Origin of the sequence: Mycoplasma sp. Pen4 (assembly GCF_014352955.1) — a bacterium.
GTDB lineage: Bacteria > Bacillota_I > Bacilli_A > Mycoplasmatales > Metamycoplasmataceae > Mycoplasmopsis.
In genome coordinates, this window is record NZ_CP060691.1 from 610,060 (window position 1) to 629,092 (window position 19,033).

At 30.4% G+C, this 19,033-nt stretch carries 12 protein-coding genes, 1 rRNA gene and 1 riboswitch; of the genes, 2 read left to right on the plus strand and 11 right to left on the minus strand.

The annotated features are described in order from the left end of the window. Positions 1-25: 25 nt before the first annotated feature. The 7 genes from H9M94_RS02430 to H9M94_RS02460 form a co-directional block, all read right to left on the minus strand. A 16S ribosomal RNA gene (locus H9M94_RS02430) occupies positions 26-1,533 on the minus strand. Positions 1,534-1,855: 322 nt separating this feature from the next. Then, positions 1,856-2,326 (minus strand): hypothetical protein, encoded by a 471-nt coding sequence (locus H9M94_RS02435; RefSeq protein ID WP_187469372.1) that lies wholly within the window; start codon positions 2,324-2,326, stop codon positions 1,856-1,858. 23 nt (positions 2,327-2,349) lie between these two features. Beyond that, positions 2,350-4,734 carry an ATP-binding cassette domain-containing protein gene (locus H9M94_RS02440; protein ID WP_187469373.1) on the minus strand — a complete coding sequence of 795 codons (2,385 nt, stop codon included), beginning with the start codon at positions 4,732-4,734 and terminating at the stop codon, positions 2,350-2,352. Further along, a complete protein-coding gene (locus tag H9M94_RS02445; protein WP_255483442.1) occupies positions 4,721-5,956 on the minus strand; it encodes an ABC transporter ATP-binding protein in 1,236 nt (411 codons plus the stop codon). The genes H9M94_RS02440 and H9M94_RS02445 overlap by 14 nt, the downstream gene beginning before the upstream one ends. A gap of 14 nt (positions 5,957-5,970) precedes the next feature. Further along, entirely contained in the window at positions 5,971-7,314 is a 1,344-nt protein-coding gene (locus tag H9M94_RS02450; protein WP_187469374.1) for an ABC transporter permease, read from the minus strand. A gap of 2 nt (positions 7,315-7,316) precedes the next feature. Further along, on the minus strand, positions 7,317-8,504 hold the full coding sequence (locus H9M94_RS02455) for an ABC transporter permease (protein WP_187469375.1): 1,188 nt from the start codon (positions 8,502-8,504) through the stop codon (positions 7,317-7,319). Positions 8,505-8,546: 42 nt separating this feature from the next. Then, a complete protein-coding gene (locus H9M94_RS02460) occupies positions 8,547-11,585 on the minus strand; it encodes an OppA family ABC transporter substrate-binding lipoprotein (RefSeq protein ID WP_187469376.1) in 3,039 nt (1,012 codons plus the stop codon). Between the two features lie 116 nt (positions 11,586-11,701). Next, positions 11,702-11,866: riboswitch (Lysine riboswitch) on the minus strand. Between the two features lie 267 nt (positions 11,867-12,133). Between H9M94_RS02460 and H9M94_RS02465 the strand changes: the two genes are divergently transcribed. Next, positions 12,134-12,910, plus strand: coding sequence for a chromate transporter (locus tag H9M94_RS02465; RefSeq protein WP_222931576.1), 777 nt, complete (start codon positions 12,134-12,136; stop codon positions 12,908-12,910). Further along, the gene (locus H9M94_RS02470; RefSeq protein ID WP_187469377.1) at positions 12,910-13,599 is read left to right on the plus strand and encodes a chromate transporter; all 690 of its coding nucleotides are present in this window, start codon (positions 12,910-12,912) and stop codon (positions 13,597-13,599) included. Before H9M94_RS02465 ends, H9M94_RS02470 begins: the two co-directional genes overlap by 1 nt. Before the next feature lie 32 nt (positions 13,600-13,631). Here H9M94_RS02470 and thiI read toward each other — a convergent pair whose 3' ends face one another. The 4 genes from thiI to H9M94_RS02490 form a co-directional block, all read right to left on the minus strand. Beyond that, complete coding sequence (gene thiI / locus H9M94_RS02475) at positions 13,632-14,774, minus strand: tRNA uracil 4-sulfurtransferase ThiI (protein WP_187469378.1); 1,143 nt, start codon at positions 14,772-14,774, stop codon at positions 13,632-13,634. Continuing rightward, positions 14,767-16,425, minus strand: coding sequence for a hypothetical protein (locus tag H9M94_RS02480; protein WP_187469379.1), 1,659 nt, complete (start codon positions 16,423-16,425; stop codon positions 14,767-14,769). The genes thiI and H9M94_RS02480 overlap by 8 nt, the downstream gene beginning before the upstream one ends. An 80-nt stretch (positions 16,426-16,505) precedes the next feature. After that, entirely contained in the window at positions 16,506-17,360 is an 855-nt protein-coding gene (locus H9M94_RS02485; RefSeq protein ID WP_187469380.1) for an HAD family hydrolase, read from the minus strand. A 441-nt stretch (positions 17,361-17,801) separates the two neighbouring features. Beyond that, a complete protein-coding gene (locus tag H9M94_RS02490; RefSeq protein ID WP_187469381.1) occupies positions 17,802-19,025 on the minus strand; it encodes an Mbov_0401 family ICE element transposase-like protein in 1,224 nt (407 codons plus the stop codon). Positions 19,026-19,033: the final 8 nt, after the last annotated feature.

The following is a 19,033-nucleotide window of genomic DNA, read 5'->3' on the forward strand; positions in this document are numbered from 1 at the left end:
TTAAAGTTATTTATGTACTCCGTAGAAAGGAGGTGATCCATCCCCACGTTCTCGTAGGGATACCTTGTTACGACTTCACCCCAGTCACCAGTCCTGCCTTAGGCGGTTGTCTCCGTAGTTAACGAACCGACTTCGGGCATTACCAGCTCCCATGGTGTGACGGGCGGTGTGTACAAGACCCGAGAACGTATTCACCGTAGCGTAGCTGATCTACGATTACTAGCGATTCCGACTTCATGTAGTCGAGTTGCAGACTACAATCCGAACTGAGAACGGTTTTTTGAGATTTGCTCCACGTCGCCGTATTGCTTCTCTTTGTACCGTCCATTGTAGCACGTGTGTTGCCCCACTCGTAAGAGGCATGATGATTTGACGTCGTCCCCACCTTCCTCCCGGTTACCCGGGCAGTCTCCCTAGATCATCTAACTAAGGATAAGGGTTGCGCTCGTTGCAGGACTTAACCGAACATCTCACGACACGAGCTGACGACAACCATGCACCATCTGTCGTTCCGTTAACCTCAACTATATCTCTATAGCGTTGCGGAAGATGTCAAGAGTGGGTAAGGTTCTACGCGTATCTTCAAATTAAACCACATGCTCCACCGCTTGTGCGGATCCCCGTCAATTCCTTTAAGTTTCACTCTTGCGAGCATACTACTCAGGCGGATGATTTAATGCGTTAGCTGTGCCAATGGTTCCCATTAGCTAATCATCATCGTTTACGGCGTGGACTACCAGGGTATCTAATCCTGTTTGCTCCCCACGCTTTCGTCTCTCAGTGTCAATATGTACCCAGTTAACTGCCTTCGCCAGTTGGTGTTCTTCCTTATATCTACGCATTTCACCGCTTCACAAGGAATTCCGTTAACCTCTATACAATTCTAGTTTGCCAGTATCCAACGCGATTTGGGGTTGAGCCCCAAGTTTTGACGCCAGACTTAACAAACAACCTACAGACGCTTTACGCCCAATAATTCCGGATAACGCTTGCAACCTATGTATTACCGCGGCTGCTGGCACATAGTTAGCCGTTGCTTTCTGATAAGGTACTGTCAAGGTAATAGCATTTCCTCTACTACTTTTTCATCCCAAATAACAGCGGTTTACAACCCGAAGGCCTTCTTCCCGCACGCTGTGTCGCTCCATCAGGCTTTCGCCCATTGTGGAAAATTCCCTACTGCTGCCTCCCGTAGGAGTCTGGGCCGTATCTCAGTCCCAGTGTGGCGGATCAGTCTCTCAACCCCGCTAAGCATCATCGCCTTGGTAAGCCATTACCTTACCAACTAGCTAATGCTACGCACCCCAATCCTTTAGCAGAGCTTTAAAGGCTCCTTTTTTATTTTGATCATGCGATCTAAATAAGTATCCGGCATTAGCGATAATTTCTCATCGTTATTCCAATCTAAAGGGCATGTTAAGTACGTGTTACTCACCCATTCGCCGCTAAGTTCCCGAAGGAACTCCGCTCGACATGCATGTATTAGGCACACAGCCAGCGTTCATCCTGAGCCAGGATCAAACTCTCGAAAAAATTGACTGTCATGTCTTGTATATATCTAGTTTTAAAAGAACTTTAAGTGCTTCTTTATCAAGCAAGCAAAACTATTATACATATAATTTATTAATTCAACAAGAAAAATAAAATTAATTTTTAAATATTATTTGCTCATTTAAGAAAAGCAAGATTATTATAATACAATTTTTTGAACCCAACTAGAAAATATTGTAAATATTTAATTTATTTCCCCCTTCACGCGTGTACGTGTATGTACATGTATGTGCGCATTATTAAATTTACTTTGCTTAGTAAGATGAATTAAACAAAGAAAAAACAAAAAAAGCCAAGCAAATGCTTAGCTTCATTGAATAGTAAACGTGAGTATGAGTAATACTATTGATGGTATTGCTCATAAGATCGAACTAAAAATGAATGGAAATTTAGTTTTTGGTTTGATGTTTTTATTTTTAATGGCATGTTGTTCTTTTTCTTTTACCAAAAAGTATGCTCTTTTTTCATCTGGTGACATTTTATTTAAACTTCTTTGCTCTCTAGAATCTTTAACACTAAACATGGCTTCTTTTAATTTTGTGAATGTTTTTTCTAAGAAACCTAATTTTAGAATTAAAGAAAGTAAAGAGATTAGAAATGTAACAAATGTTGCGGTTGAGAATAAATCGAATAATACTTTTGATGTAAAAACTTGATCTGAATACGTTGCATAATATGCAATTGAAATTGTTGCAAATATAACAAGATAAACTAAGTTAATTAACCAAAAGCGCAAACTACGGAATTCATAATTTAATTTATTTTTAATTTTCATATTATCAATTCCTTTTTTGCGGTTTATTCTTTATTTTTTAAATTTTGGATTCATTTATCTCTTTGTGCTTCAGTTCCATAGATGTAATGAATACCATCTTCAATTTCATAAATATTTGATACATTTGGGAATGCTTGTTCTTCTAAGTATGATAATTCGAATTTAACATCTTGGAATTTTTCGTTTGCATTTGAGATTTTAGGTATTGCTTTAAATAAATTAAGGGTGTAAGGGTGAACTGGGTTAGCATAAATTGCTTCTGTTTTACCTGATTCAACAATTTTACCTAAGTGCATAATTTGTACACTATCAGCAACATATTCGATCATCGATAAATCGTGGGCAATAAATACCATACCGATATTATTTGTTTTACATAAATCTTTAAGCAAGTTAACAACTTGAGCTTGGATTGAGATATCTAATGAAGCAATTGGTTCATCAGCAACAATAACTTTAGGTTCACTAATTAAAGCACGTGCGATAACAATTCTTTGACGTTGTCCACCAGAGAATTCATGTGGATAACGATAAGCAAATTGTTTTAATAAACCAACATCTTCTAATGATTTATAAATTTTGGCTTGAGTGTAAAGTTCACCAATTCTTTTCATTCTAAACGGAATAGTTAAACCTGAAATGAAATTAGCTAATTTCTTTGGTGCTTTACTTATAAATAAATCAAATTTTGAAATTCCTAATAATAAGTAAATATTATGTAAGTTTTTATTTAAATATTTAAGTTCAATTTGGAATGATTTAATTCCATTTAATCTATCATGAACATTTGTTTGGAACACTTTTCCATCAATTTTGGCTTGTTTTAATTTATCTGGTGTTTTTGCTTGTGCAATAAAAGTGTTTTTGTAATATTGATTAAATTTAGAATTATTCTCTTTAAAATGAATCATTAATTTTGCATCAATTGCTTGTAAACGTTTTTGTTCTTCAAGTTCTTGATTGATTTTTTCATTAATGCTTTCAATGCGTTTTTGATACTCAATAATGTATTTTTCTGCTTCTATATCAAAGTTCTTTTGTGCTTTTTTGAACTCATTTTTAGCTTTAACACGTTCTTCATGGTAATCTGGTGCTAATTTAAAGAATTCATTAAATACTTTAAATGCACCTTTGAAATATCTTTTACGTGATTTTTTAAGTTTATCTGCTAATTCGAATTTTAATTCATCTGATTTTTGGATGTATTTTGTTAAATCAAAACTAAATTTTTCATCAACAATTGTTTTAACTTTCTTAATATCAGCTTTTGATTTTAATTCGAAGTTTAATTCTTGTTTATAGAAGTTTTGTGAATATGCTCTAAATTCATCACCTAATTGTTTTAAATCCTCAAAATCTAAGAAATATAATCTACGAATATTTTTACTGATTAAACGATATAAGTATTTGTTTAAATATTTTAATTTTGTTTCATGGAAGTAGAAATCTAAATAATATGTACTTCTCGCATCATTTTTATGCATTTTGAATTCATTATAAATTTCAGACTTAAAGTTCTTAATTGAAGTTTTAGAAATCATTAATTTATCATGATAGTTTGAATAATCTTCTTTAAATTGAAGCTTATTATTTGCACTTGCTTCTTTAGCATCGAAGTACTCTTGAGTAAAGAAGAATAATCTTTTTTGATGTTTGTAGTTATTACGTGCATTTTCAAGTTCAACTTCATCTAAATCAATGTTTTTATTTCTAAAATCTTGTTGTTTTTGTTCATATAAATTAATTAATTTTTCTGAATTTTTATATAAGTTATTAATTACAATTGTGTTGATTCTTGTTTTTTCTTCTAAATATGAAAAGTATTTGTTAAATTCATCATCGATATTACCTTCGTTTCCAAAAGTAATATCATAAGCATTTTTGTCTCATTTTTCAACAAATGGTTTATAAAGTTTGTTTGAAATTCTTAAGTTTTCTAATTTAAGAGTTAATGATTTTTCTAAGAATGTATATTTAAAGTTGTTTTTAACTTTAGTTCAGTCTTTTTTGATGTCTCTTTTCTTTTCTTTAATGATTCCATTTACAACTAAAGGTTCTTTTAAAATACTGTAAATTGTATTTTGTCCATTAAGTGCTGCCATTGGGTCTTGGAAAATCATTTGAATATTCTTACGCATAAACTTTCTTCTCTTACGAGAGATTTTTTTACCAGAGATTATTCTACCATCTAAGCGTACAAAACCGTTGAAGTCTTCATATAGACGTAATAATGAACGACCAACAGTTGTTTTTCCTGAACCAGATTCACCTATAAGCCCAACAATTTCACCTTCTTTAACTGTAAAACTAACATCATCTACAGCTTTATTAACAGAATTTCTTCCTGTGAAATATTTTTTAAGGTTGATTATTTCTAAAATAGTTTTCTTTTCATTATTTTTTTGCATAGAATACCTTCTTGAAACTTTCTAATCTGGTTAATAATTCATTTGATAATTGTACTTTTGGTGCTTCAGGGTGAAGAAGTCATGTTGCAGCATAATGAGTAGGCGAAACTTCGAAGAGAGGCGGTTCTTTGATGAAGTCAATTTCTAATGCATACTCATTTCTAGGTGCAAATGCATCTCCAAGTGGTAAGTTGTTCATATCAGGTGGTGTTCCACTGATTGAATATAAACGATCTTCTTTATTTTCTGGGATAGCCGAAATTAAAGCTCATGTGTAAGGGTGTTTTGGATCTGTAAATATTTCTGATTTAAGACCTCTTTCAACTATTTTTCCTGCGTACATAACATAAATATAGTCACAGAATTTAGCAACAACTGAAATGTTATGGCTAATTAAAATAATTGTAATGTTTAATTCTTTTCTAATTTGTTCGAATAATGCTAGCACTGAGGCTTGAACGGTTGGATCAAGTGCAGTAGTTGGTTCGTCAGCAATAATTAAACTTGGACGAAGAGCAACAACCATCGCAATAATAACGCGCTGTTTCATACCCCCTGATAATGTATGAGGATACATATCGAATACTTCTTCAGCACGTCTAATTCCAAAACGTTCAAGTAAACCAACAAGGTGTTTACGTTTTTCAACGTATGTTTTAGTTTTTCAGTCTTGATTTTTATTTAAAGCATCTAAAAGTTGTTTTCCAATTTTTCTAGTTGGATTAAGTGATGTCAATGGATCTTGTGGCACATAACCAATTACGTGTCCACGGATTTTTTGTCAGAATTTATCTTTATTTGATTGTAAAAGATCAATACCATTGATTTCCATTTGATCTGCAGTCATAAAAGCATTTTCATTAATATTTAACAATGACTTAGATGTAACAGATTTTCCTGAACCAGATTCACCAACAAGTCCGATGATTTGTCCTTTATCAATTGATAAATCAATTCCACGAACAATTGTGATGAATTTATTTCTTGAGATCTTAAATGATACTTTTAAATTTTTAACTCTTAATAAACTTTGATCTTGAGGTTTAGCATATTGAAGAATTGCATTGTGGTTACCTTGACAATTTCCACCACAACGTGCACCTCCAATAGGTTGACAAACATTATCTTCACGCGTTTCCATTGATAAAAATTCTTTAACTTCTTGATTTTCAGGTAATGCTACTACTTCTTCATGGATTAATTCTTTATTTTCTAATTCCATAAAAATCTCCTTTATTATTTAGATTTGATTACTTTTGGATCTAGAGCATCATGAACTCCAAGTGCAACGAAGTGTAATGATACTGAGATAAGAAGTAAGATTGTAGCAGGTAATGCAAGAATTCATACGTTTGTACTTGCTTGTGAGGCAGCCGAAGATAAGATAGCCCCAAGGTTAGCTTGATCTGATTTGAAGAACCCAAGGAATGCAAGTGATGACACTGACATAATAATTGATGGGATTGAAGCAACATATGATGTAGCAATTTTTCCAACGATTCCTGGAAGTGCATGTTTATAGATAAGTCTTGCTTTTGATGCTCCAACCGATTTTGAAGCAGTGATGAATTCTGAATCTTTAACTGTGATGATGAACATTCTTGTTCTACCAACAGAACCAACTCATCCAACGAACACTAAGGCAAATCCTAATGTTAAATCTGTTGTACCGAATGTAGTCGCAAAGATTAAAAGTCAAATAAGTGTAGGAGGTGCAACAAAGATATCAATTAAACGCATCATAACTGTATCAATTCATGAACCAACGTGGAAACCAAGGTATGCACCAACTGTTACACCGATGATTGTTTGAATTGTAGCAACAATGATTGCAAGTCTAATAGCTTGTCATGTTCCAACTCATGAAGTTGTTCAGATGTCAAGACCTTTGTCATTTGTTCCTAATATTGTGGCTAAGTTTAATTGTGGGTTGTTTTGGATAATGAATCCAGCTAATTTAATTGCGTCTGCTTTTGATGTTGTAGCAGGATTAAATCCAGCGTTATCAAGTGCAGCAGAAATGTTAAGCATTTTTAAAAAGTTGTAAATATCAATGTAAAGTGTTTTGTTTTCATCGATTCTAAATGTTTTGTCTTTAATTAAACCAATTCCTGCATGGTTGAATAAGTCCATGTCATTAACTTTGAATGCACCACCATAGAAATTAGAGTTATTAAAGATTGATATCTCTTGGCTGTAAGGGCTTGCGATAACGAAAGGTTCAAATGTTGGCGGCAAGCTTATTACTTTTGCTGTTGAAGCAACGCCTGATTTAATTAAGTTACCATCTAAATCATAGACATTGATTTTGATATCATCATAAATTGGGTTTGTTGAACTATAAAATGATGTAGATGTAATGATGATAGAAGCAAGTAAAACTCCTAAAAATACTATTAAACCAACAACAGCTGATCAACTTGAGAAGAATCTTTTGAAGATTTCAATTACTATTTTTTTAGGTTTACCGGCAATGTTATTTAAATTCGCATCATCTTTAGCAGCGAAAGAACTAATAGTTGAACGTAATGAACCATTAAGATTTAAATTATATTTTTTCTCGAATTCTTTGGCGTTCATACTTATTCTCCTTCCGCTACTTGTATTGTTGTTTCTTCTTTGGTTAATTCATTAAATTGTCTTTCTCTTGCTAAATATGCTTTAAAGAAGCGTGAGTAGCTGTATTGACTTGATGAAGAGTACTTAATTCTAGGGTCAAGCAATGCAAATGAAATATCAACAATTATTGTAGTTACTAAACTTAATAATGTAAAGAATGAAGTTGAGAACATAATAATGTTAATTTCACCATTAGGGAATGCTTGTGCAATTACTTGTGATGTCCCTGGTACTTTTCAATAAGTTTCAATAACAATTCCCCCACTAAGAAGTCCAATATATGATGGAATAAGCATTGCTGCAAGTGGGATTGAAATATTTCTTAAGACATATTTAAAGAAGATTTGTTTTCTTGAAAGTCCTTTTGATTTAGCTATTAAAATGTAATTTGATGTAAGTACACTAATAACTTGGTTTCTAGTATATGTAATGTAACCTGATAATGAACCTAAAACAATGATTGAGATTGGTGGAATTCATGAAAGAATAATTTTTCCTCAACCTTGAGTTTTTACAACTGCTTCATCATTGAAGTTTAGGAATACGGGTGGTACATTGATAGAAAATAGAATTGATATTAAAATCGGCGCGATAACGAAACTTGGTAATGCCACAAAGATTAAGGCAAATAAGTTAATTCCGGCATCAGAAGCTGATCCACGTTTATATCCAGCAACAATTCCTAATGCGATTCCAATAATTGCTGAAATCACGAATGCTGGAAGTGTAATAATAATTGAGTATTTTAAGAATTTGAAGAAGAAACCACTAATTGTTGTAGCTCCTGCTGTTGTTAAAATTCCTTCATTATAAGGTACTCCAAATGGATTTTGTTTATTAGTAAATAAGTTTTGAACTCAATAACCAAAACGTACAATTGGACTGACTTTTATGTTTGCTCATGTACCGTTTGGATAATCACTAAGATTTAAATCACTTGGTACAAGGTGAAACTTGACGGATTGTTCAAAGGCTTCTTTAAATAATTTTTGTGAAGCCTCTGAAGAATCACCACTATTAAGCCCCTTACTTAAAGCAGCTTTAAGAAAAGGGTTTTCAGTAAATTGTGCCACTAATAAATAAACCACAAGGATGATGATGACTAATGTTATCAATGCAAAACCTAAACGTTTTAAAATATATCTTAACATTAAATCTCCTTTCAGTTTATATAGATCTTTTTTGTTTGTTTACTATTTTGCTTGTGCTGTTTTAATTGTTGTTAAATCATCGAAGTCTGAGTAATTTGCAGGAATTACATAGTTAGGGTTCGATAATGTTTCTGTGAATGTTTTAACTGAAACAGCCATTGCAACATCTGGATATGCTCCATAGATATTTGAAATTTCTTGTGCTAATTCAACTAATTGTAATTTTGTTACGCTTGAATTACTTGTTGTGTATGTTAATCAGAATGTTGACATTAATAATTCTAATGAAATGTATTGACTTGTTTCTTCTGCTGGGATATCAACTAATTCATTGTTTTCATTAAATCTTTTAACACCAAGGATGTTTCCTAATGTTGAGAGTTGTTTTGTTGTTAAACCAGAAATTTGTTGTGGTGTTAATGATAATTTTTGTTTTGATCCATCAGCATTTAATGTATCAACTAATTTTTTGAATGCTTTAGACGCTGCCACAAGTCTTGGATATAATGCTTCCATTTTTTGTGCATAAGCATCATCTGAAATTAATTTGAATAATGCTGTGTTTAAAACTGCATTACTGTGTGAGTAACCGTCGATTCCTGATCCGATTCCATCGTAATCGTATCCTCATCCAACAAATCCAACTGGAGAAGCTCCGTTTAATCAGAATGATTGTCATTCATCTCTATCTTTTGGACGTCTAATTGAAAATTCAAATCTTGAATCTAATGAATTCAATACTGCTTGAATTAATTCATATGTGTTTGTCATTGTACCAGGTAAATTATTGAACCGATATAATACATTAATTCTAATTTTATCATTTGCATTTGTTTCTGGTTGTAATTCAGGGTTTGCAGCATAGAATCTATCAAGTAATGCTTTGAATTTTGTTTTAACTTGTTCAAATACTGGTGATTGTAATAATGTATCTGAATTTTTAATTGCAACAGATTGACCAGGTTGGATTAATGTTCCTTGAACACCGTCAAATTGAACTCTTGTTCCGTTTGCAGAATCAACTGCAAAGAATGAGTTAATTAATTTACTGTTTTCTCTAAGTGTGTTTGCAGCTGTTTTATCTTCATCATTTCCGGCAACAATAAGACTATCTGGTGAGAATGCTGTTACTCATGCATTTTTTTGTTGAGATGGACCATATTGGTTTTGTGCATATGCAGCTCAGTCAATTGCTGTTGAAATTAATGAGTTAAATTCAGCGCCCATTCCTAATGTAATGTTTTCAATGTTATTTGCAAGTGTTCCATTTGATAATTGATCTCTAGTTCCACCATACATTAATTTGATGTATGCATCACTTACAGAACTATTATCTGCACCACTATCAGGAATTAAGTTTCATGTTTGGTATCTTGTAAATTTATTTTTTGAAAGAACTTTTGAATATGATAATCCGTAAGGATTATTTGTTGCGCTAGATTTATCAGAAACTTTTGTACGTTCAGCTTCAGATAATGTTGATCATGCAAAACGATATTCTGTACCTGAAAGGTAATTTTTTCATGATTGGTCATCGAATGTTTTTTCTTCGATTGTTGTAGTTGTATATTTATTTCTAAATTCTTTAATTGTACGTGGATCGTTAACAAAGTTTTGGTCTGCGTAGTGTGTATTTAATTTTGTTGCAACGATTTGTGTATCTGGGTTATATGCTACAGCATAGTATTTTCCAGAAAATAATGTTTGATCTAAGCTAGCACCATATCAGTAAATTCCAGCTTCTTTTGCTAAACCATTTACATTTTTTAATCCATTGAACAAGTCTTCTTCTTGTTTAAATGTTGTTGTTGTAGGTTTAAAGATCTCTTTAACTTTTTCTGCAGTTGATGATGTATCGTTTGATACTTCTTCATTTTTAGCATTAATATATGCTGATGGAGCAGGAACAAAGTCATATGATGTTGCGACTAAGTCATCAATTAATTTTGTAAATTGAGCAGATAAACCTGGTTCAACTTTACCAACTGAGAAGTATGTATTGCCTTGATCATCAGTTGAAAGTGCTTTTGATTCATCAAGCATGTTGTCAAAATTTATATTAAATAAGTTGTATAAGTATTTGTTGTTGTATCTAGAATCATCATCAAATCTTCCTTTTGAAAGGTTAAGAAGTGCCGCAGTAACTAAATCGTCAACTTGTTTTGATCCCCCATTTTTTCTTCTGAAATCAACATCAATGAATTGAGTTCTTAAAAGTCCAACAAGGAAGTCTTTAGCAGTAATTTCATATGGTGTTTTTTGTCCATTTTGGTCAACTCAGAAGTTACCTTTTTTAACTCTAAATTTTACTGATTGTGCTTGTTTTAACATTGCATTGAAGTTTTCGGAGTTAATTGATTTAGGATCATTTGATGATCTTTCAATTGATGTGAAAGCATAGTATTTTCCATCAATTGTTGGAGCAGGCACTAATGAAGCATCATCAGAATCAAATACGTGTTCTTGTCCATCGCTTGTAATAATGATAATTGCATCAGCTAATTCGAATTTTCTACGGCTTACTGATGGTCTTAAGATATGTTCTACTGTTGTTTCTGATAATGTTGTTTCATCAAGAGTTTTTTCTGTTTCAATAATTGGTGTACCTGTGTGTTGAATCGAAATAAATGATGATACTGTTGTATCGTAAAGTGGTTGTTGTCTTCCACCTGAACTAGATGAATTATCATACAATCATGGTAAATTTGTGAATATTGAGTTATATTCATGTTGTAAGTAACCATCTTTTGCATAGCTATCTGAAACAATTGAATTGTCAAAATAAACTACTGGGTTAATTACGTTATATGCATCTCTAGGTTGTAAGTAACCTTCTTTTGTTGCATTTGTGTCGTTAAATCCATAAGATGGTTCAACGCTATTTAAGTCTCTTTGCACGATTGATTGAAGCTTTTCCCATGCTAAGTGACCTTCTCCTGAGTTTGTAACAGGTGTTTCTCCAGTCCCTGGGTTAGATGTGTCGTTATTTGTTGTAGTACCACATGCCACTAAAGCTAAAGCAGGAGTTGTAGAAACTGCGGTAATTGATAAATTAAGAAATATTTTTAATTTTTTTGTCATTTTATTCTCCTTTGTATTAGTTTGAAAATGGTATGTAAAAAACAAAGCTTTGTAGACTACAAATCTACAAAACTTTTTTGACTATCAATATATAATTATTAATTCAAAAAGTTATGTAAATCTATAGCACCAATGGTTCACCAAAGAGTAGAAATCTTTTATGCTTTTCTACCAATACTTGTGTTGCCACACATAATATTTCGGCTTTTATATCCTTTCGGTAATTTCATTGCTTGCCAGCTCCATTACTTACTCTTATTAAAAGCTCCTCTATAGTTTCATAAGCAATAACAGATTTCTCTTATTCTAAATCTGTTATTGTTAGTATACATTAACAGATTACAACTAAATAATAACGTTCATAATAATAGATGTACGTCATGTATTAATATTAATTGTTGTAATCATGTATCTTTGTTTAAACATGTCTATATTATATAGTTATTTTGATAATTTGAATTATTTTTTTAATTTAATGGTGAATTTTTTCACAATTATTGAAATTTGAACAAGATATGCTATTTAAAATAATGTATTATTTTATTAATATGAAAACAAAAGTAAAACAAACAAGTTCACAAAGTAAATTCAAATTATTTTGAGAAGTCTTCTTTTTCATTATTAAAGTAACTTTCCTTGGGTTTGGAGGTGGTAACGCATTGCTGCCAGTTATTAAAAACCAAGCGGTTGACAAGAAAAAATGACTTACTCAAGACGAATTTGATGATGTAGTTATTGTCACAAATATGTTGCCTGGTGCATCAGTTATCCAAACTGTTAGTTACATTTGTATTAAACTACTCGGAAAATTATGAGGAACTATTTTAACATTAGTAGCTATTTTGCCCCATGTGCTAGTTGCATTCGGAATTCTTGTGCTATTTTCTAATTTAGATCCAAGATGATTAAAAATAATTTCAGTGGGAGTGTTAGTCTCAATCATTGCATTTTTAATCAATTTTGCTTCTAGATACTTAAAACAAGCAAAAAATACTATGAAACTACCATTTTGAATTACAATATTATTTTTCACAATTGCATATTCATTATTTGTACCTGCTCCATATAATCTACCAGTTGTTGCAATTTTTACAGTTATCCTTGTATATACAATAATTTACCTTGTAGTAAGAAATAAACGTAAAAATCAAATTAAAGAAATACAAGAAATTAAGCAAATTTCAGAAGCAGAAATTGAAGTTCTTGAAAATGCTAATTTAATAAAACAATCCGAAATTGAAAAAGTTAAAAACAAAATCTATCGTCATAATTTATGTTCAATACATAACAAATATTGTAGTGTCATAGAAGAGGATGGTGAATAATGCTTGCTATCGGTTTATTAATTTCTATTCCATTAATTATCATTATTTCATTATCGGTATTTGGTGGCGGGCAAGTATTTATGCCAATCTTCAGTTGATTATGAACTCTTATGCACAATAACTTTGGGGCAAGTCAATTAACTCAAGATAAAATAGATTCAGTTTTTACAATTGCCAACACAACTCCTGGAGTTGTTTCAACTAAATTTGCTTTTTTCACCGGATATTTAGTTGCAAACGGTGAATGATGAGGATATTTAGCGGTATTCTTAACCTACTTAATTTTCTGTTTACCAGCCATATTTGTTATGGCATTAGCAATGAAATACGTTAAAAAATTTAAAACTAATAAATACATTGCAAATATGCTTATTGTTATGAAACCAATTGTTGCCGGAATTATGATTGCATTATCATTACAACTATTAATATCAATTTTATTCCCAGAAGTTATTTTCAACAAAAGCATTGATGAATATGCTAAGTTATCAAAACCTGGTGCAAGTGGATACGATGTTTTTATAGCACATGGACACGGTTACTATCGTAATATTCTTTTAAAGATTTATGTCCCAGTTGGAATTTTTGGTTCTTATTTCTTGGCGAAAAAGAAATTCTCATTATTTATAATAATACTTATTAATATCGCTGTTTCAATTCTATTGTTTGCGCCTTATAATGGTTGATAATATAAAAATATGATCGATGACCGATCATATTTTTATATTTCTTTCTTAAGTTTAACAAGTTCAATTTTATTATTAATTAAATCTGCTTCATATTCGAAAATAGAGTTAAGTTCTGTTTCTAAACGAATTGCTTCATCTAAATTCGGCTTTGTCACAGGTTCTTTAGGAGCAAATAACTCACATGTTTCATTAGCTTGTATGATTGAGATATCATATGTACCAATTTCTTTAGCAATATCAATAATTTCATTTTTATCAAAAGTTAATAATGGACGTAAAATTTGCATTTTAGTCGCTGCACCAATAACTGAAAGCGACTCAATTGTTTGTGATGCCACTTGACCTAAGTTATCTCCATTCGAGATTGCTTGTTGACCATATTTTTGACAAACTGCTTCAGCTATACGGTAGAAACTACGACGCATTAATGTGATTTTGTATGATTCTTTTGAGACGAATGAAATGTAATTCATTAAATGTGCATAGTTTGCAATTAAAAGATTTGAAGTAACTTGATATTGATTTAAAACTTTAACTAAATTTGTAATCTTTTGGATTGTTCTTTCGTCAGTTTGAGGTGGTGTAATGAAAGTTAAGAAATCAACTTTTAAACCTCTTTTCATCATTTTTAATGCTGCGATTGGTGAATCGAAACCACCAGAAATTAAGTGTAATACTTTTCCACTTACACCTACAGGTAAGCCACCAAGTCCTTTAATATATTCAGAGAAAATATATGTACGACCATTTCTTACTTCTACATAAAATGTTTGATCAGGATTATGAACATCAACTTTTAAGTGTGTGTTTTTTAATACATGTCCACCAAGCGCATGATTAATTTTATCTGATGAAAGTTGAAACTTTTTGTAGTTTCTTCTCGCTTGAATTTTAAATGTTCTTGCATTTGGATTAACTAATTTAAGTACTGTTTCTTTGAATAATTCAATATCATTATCAACAACTGCTACCGGTGAGTAAGAACTAATACCAAAAACATAATTAAGTTTTTTAATATTTTCTTCACTATATGGTAGGTACATTCTATCAAATTCAACTTGAGGAGCAACACCCACAATGTGCTTAACATTATTTGTTAAGTGGTTAATGAATGTTTTACGGTTTTTCTTTTTTAGAACTAATTCACCGTATCTAATTAAAATTTTACTATACATATTTTTCCTTCTTTAAGTAGTCTTTGATTGCGTGGTAGGCTTTTTTGTAATCATTGTCCTGCGCAACTACTAATCTAATATTTGCTAATGTTTCTTTATATTTAGTTAAGTTATCTTCTTTTAATAAGAAAATCTGATCTTGCGAAATAATTAAGCACAATTTGTCAAACATTTCTTTATATTTTTCATTTAAAGCTATACCTTTTGTTAAAAAAGAAATATTTGAGACAAAATCATTTCAAATTGGTTGTAACTTGTTTCAACTTTTTTGTTTCTTGAAGTATTTATTATAAATATCAATTAATTCCATTGTTTTTGTATTTATTGCATTGCTTTTTGGCAACATTTCATTATTAATCACTTCGAAATACATTTCTTTGGTTTTGTTAATATTAATTGTTTGATATTTTTCTTCAGACTCTTTAACTTTGTTTTTAAATGTAAATTCACGATATAAATTTATATAACCATGATATATGATTAAAAACTCTTCTGTAATTTGTTTTCAAAGACTAAACTTTTTACAATTTAATCATTCATTTGTTTTTAATTCTAATTTTAAGAATTGTTTATCTAATGTTGCATTTTCACCGTTAATTTTCTTATGCATTTTTTGAACTTTCATGAAACTTTGTTCAATGATTTTTTTGTTTTTATTAACAAAATTTGCAATTCTTTGTGATAACTTTGTGGCATGATGTGTAACTAAAAATTGACGGTAAATAAACTTAATATTCTTTTCCAATGATTCAGAAGAGATTTTGTCTCAATTGTTAATTAACTGAGCTAATTTTAATTCTAGGTCTTTGTAAATTTTTAGTGTTTGTGGATTTTTATCTTTTTCTACTTTGTTACCGATTTCAAGTGGTAATACATAGAATAAAATGTGCTCAATTCTGTTGGCTCCTGAAACCAATTTAAATAAGTCAAGTAGTTGACCTTTTAATTTCTTCATTTTAACATCAGCTTCATTAAATTCGCCTTTATATTTTGAATTTTGCATTTCAGTTAAACTTTTGTTAAATGAAGTTATTTTTCTTTCGAGCGGTTTAGCAACGTGTGGAATGATTTTTTGTGATTTTTCAATAATGCTTGAAAACTCATCTGTTAATTCAAGATAATTTGAAAATGCATCTTCAATATTTTGTCAAGCAATAAGGAACTTATCAGTGATAATATTAAATTTATTTAAGTTTTCATTATATTCATTTAAGAGAGATTTGACTTGTTTCTTAAATTTTAATGTTTCTCTTAATTTACGATTTGCAACTGAATCATCTAAAAGTTTTAGAATTTTAAAAATTTGATCTTTTTGCTTAACTATTTCTTTATTAATATCTCTAAGGTTCCAAACAATTGAAATATATTCATCTTGACTACGACTTAAGATTTCGCACTTTTGAATTGCGTCTTTATTTTCTGTTGCTTTGTGTTGCAAAATTCGTTTTGTGTCATCAGAATATTTAACTGTTTTAGAAAAATGTCGATTTCTAATTACAAGTAGAAGTAAAAATAAAACAAGCAATGCACCAAGTACCACTATTGTTATAAAAATTGGATACCAAACATCAGAACCTTTTGTTTCTTGAGTTCCTGTAATTGGTGTAATAGGTTTTTCTTCTAAAACTCTTATCATTTCATTAAACTTCATATTTCGACCTTAGTTATAATTATTTTTAATAATTATAAAACATTTAAAAGTAGAGTGAAAGAAAAACCTCTCGACGAGGTTTATTTATGATTTGGTTTAATTTTACCTTGTGAAATAGCTCTTTTTAAGTCTACGTCAGTGCGGTATAAGTAGTCATCGATAGCTTCTGCAAGACCATCTTGTTCAACTGCTGAAGTGTAGTATTTTGCAACTGATTTTGTATATGCATCAGCATTGTCCATTGCATATGAATATCCAACTGCTTTGAACATTTCAACATCATTTTTGCTATCACCAATAGCCATAACTTCTTCCGGTTTTGCATCAAAAACGTTTGCACATAGTCATTTTAGTCCTGAAGCCTTTGAAACTCCATGATTTGTAATTTCGACGTACTTATCTAAAATATTTACTACTTCAAAATCTAAATTCGCTTCCTTACATTGTTTGTAAAATTCAGCAACTTGTTCAGGCTCACCGTATGCTTCGATTTTGTGTAAGTCATCATTAATTCTTCCATCATCAATTCAGTCATTATACTCATTGAATGTTGTTAAGAATTCACGATATTTTGGATAATCACCATGAAGGTAATATTGATCTGTTCCCATGTAGTAGAGTAAAACGCCGGTACGTTCAGCGATTGGTCATACTTTTTTAGCTTCTTCAGTATTCATATATTCAATATGAATTGGTTTTGATTCTTCAACATCATAAATCATAGCACCATTTGAACAACAAATATATCTAGCATTTAATTCTTTGGCTAAACGTTTGATTTTTTCTAATGGTGGATTACCAGTATTGATAACAAAATCAACACCTTTTGTTTTAAGTTCGACTACTTTATTTTTGTTAACATCTGATAATGTTTTATCAGGGAATGGGTAGATTGTACCATCTACGTCACTAAAAATTACTCATTTACTGTTCATATGTCTATATTATAAAGAATAAATGCTATATGTAAAATATTATGGGGGAAGGAAAATAATGTAGGTTTTACATTTTTAAATATTATATCAACATTAACATCTGTTTGCAAAAAAATGCAAAATTAACTGGAATGTGGAACATGTTTTATTAAAGGTTGTAATTAAATCTACACATCATTATAAATGATGTGTATTTTCTTATTTACTCTTTAATGCGTCATGTACTACATGTTGTATTGAATATATTCTATTCATTAGTGCGTCATTTACTATGGCTAATTGAATATACTCTGTTATATAAAGCAATACCTGCTATTTAATGCTAACCCCCCAATTTGAAATAATCAGGGATGATATTAAAGACAAGAGCAATATATTTATTCTAAATATATTTATCGCGCATAATGCACGCGTGATACCACAATTCCTTAAATATTCAAATTAATTATTTCAATAATGATTGTAATTTATCTCATTTCAAAGAATTGGTTCATAAGTAATTTCTGCTGTTTCCCTGATTTCATTAACTAGTGATTTAAAATTCAAGAAGTTGCATTTTTCACTTTTATTGATACTGATTAAATTGAATATTGTATTTAATGAAAATGTTGAATATCTCTTTTTGTATAATGATTTAAATAAACTTACAGATGATTCAGACTGTGCTGTAATGTTATTTACATTGAATTTTAAGTCTTTGCAATTGTTATTTATGAATTTCAAGAATGCTTTTATGTTATTTTTTGTGTACTTATTGTTAAATTCATAAGTTAATAGTTGTAGTAATTTGTCTATGAATTCATCTTTGTTTTCAATTGAATTTTGCAGTCATTTCCATACTGGTTGATTATCAATTAAGAGTTTTTCTTTAACATCATTCTTAATGATAAATATTGGTTTTTTGAATATGAAATTGAAATGTTTAATAAAGTGAAAGTGATCATAAATATGTTCTGCATTCAATAATTTTGCTAAATTTTTGAAGTAAACTGCACCATCACTTAAAAGGTATAATTTGGTGTTTGTGTCTATAACATAATACTTTTGAATAATAGTCATTATTAATTCTGCTCTTGATTTGTTTGTAAGCTTCTCTTTGTCTTGTGAAGTGTATGTTTCATATGTATAAATTGGACTTTCATTTTTATCTGAGAATATTTTTATGATCTTACTATTTGTTTTGCTGACCTTATTATTTCCCCTTGCTTTACCATAACAATCATCAATTGAGATATAAATTGTATTTGCATATTGTTTCTTTATCTCTATATTGCTTGTTTGGTTAAATAAGTCATATTTGTTTGCATAATATTTACATAAATTTCAACTGATCTTAACAAATTTGTTTCTGATTAAACCACAGTATTGATAAAAACTATCAATAACTAGTTTGGTATCATAAGTTCTATGAAATAGATGTATATATTTTTCTGGATAATATCTCTTGAAGTGCTTTTTACCATTAACATAGTAGTAATACTCATAAATTACAAATTCATATACATTGTTGTTTTGTCCTATTATCTTTCTTACTATTCTTTTGTTAATATTTAGTTTTTGTTCCCTTCTTTCATCTGAGTTTTTGAACTTTTCAGATAATGCTGTTATCTCATCACAAGATAATTTGTTAATGTATTCTATTTCTTTTATATTTCTTTCATTCATATTCAAAT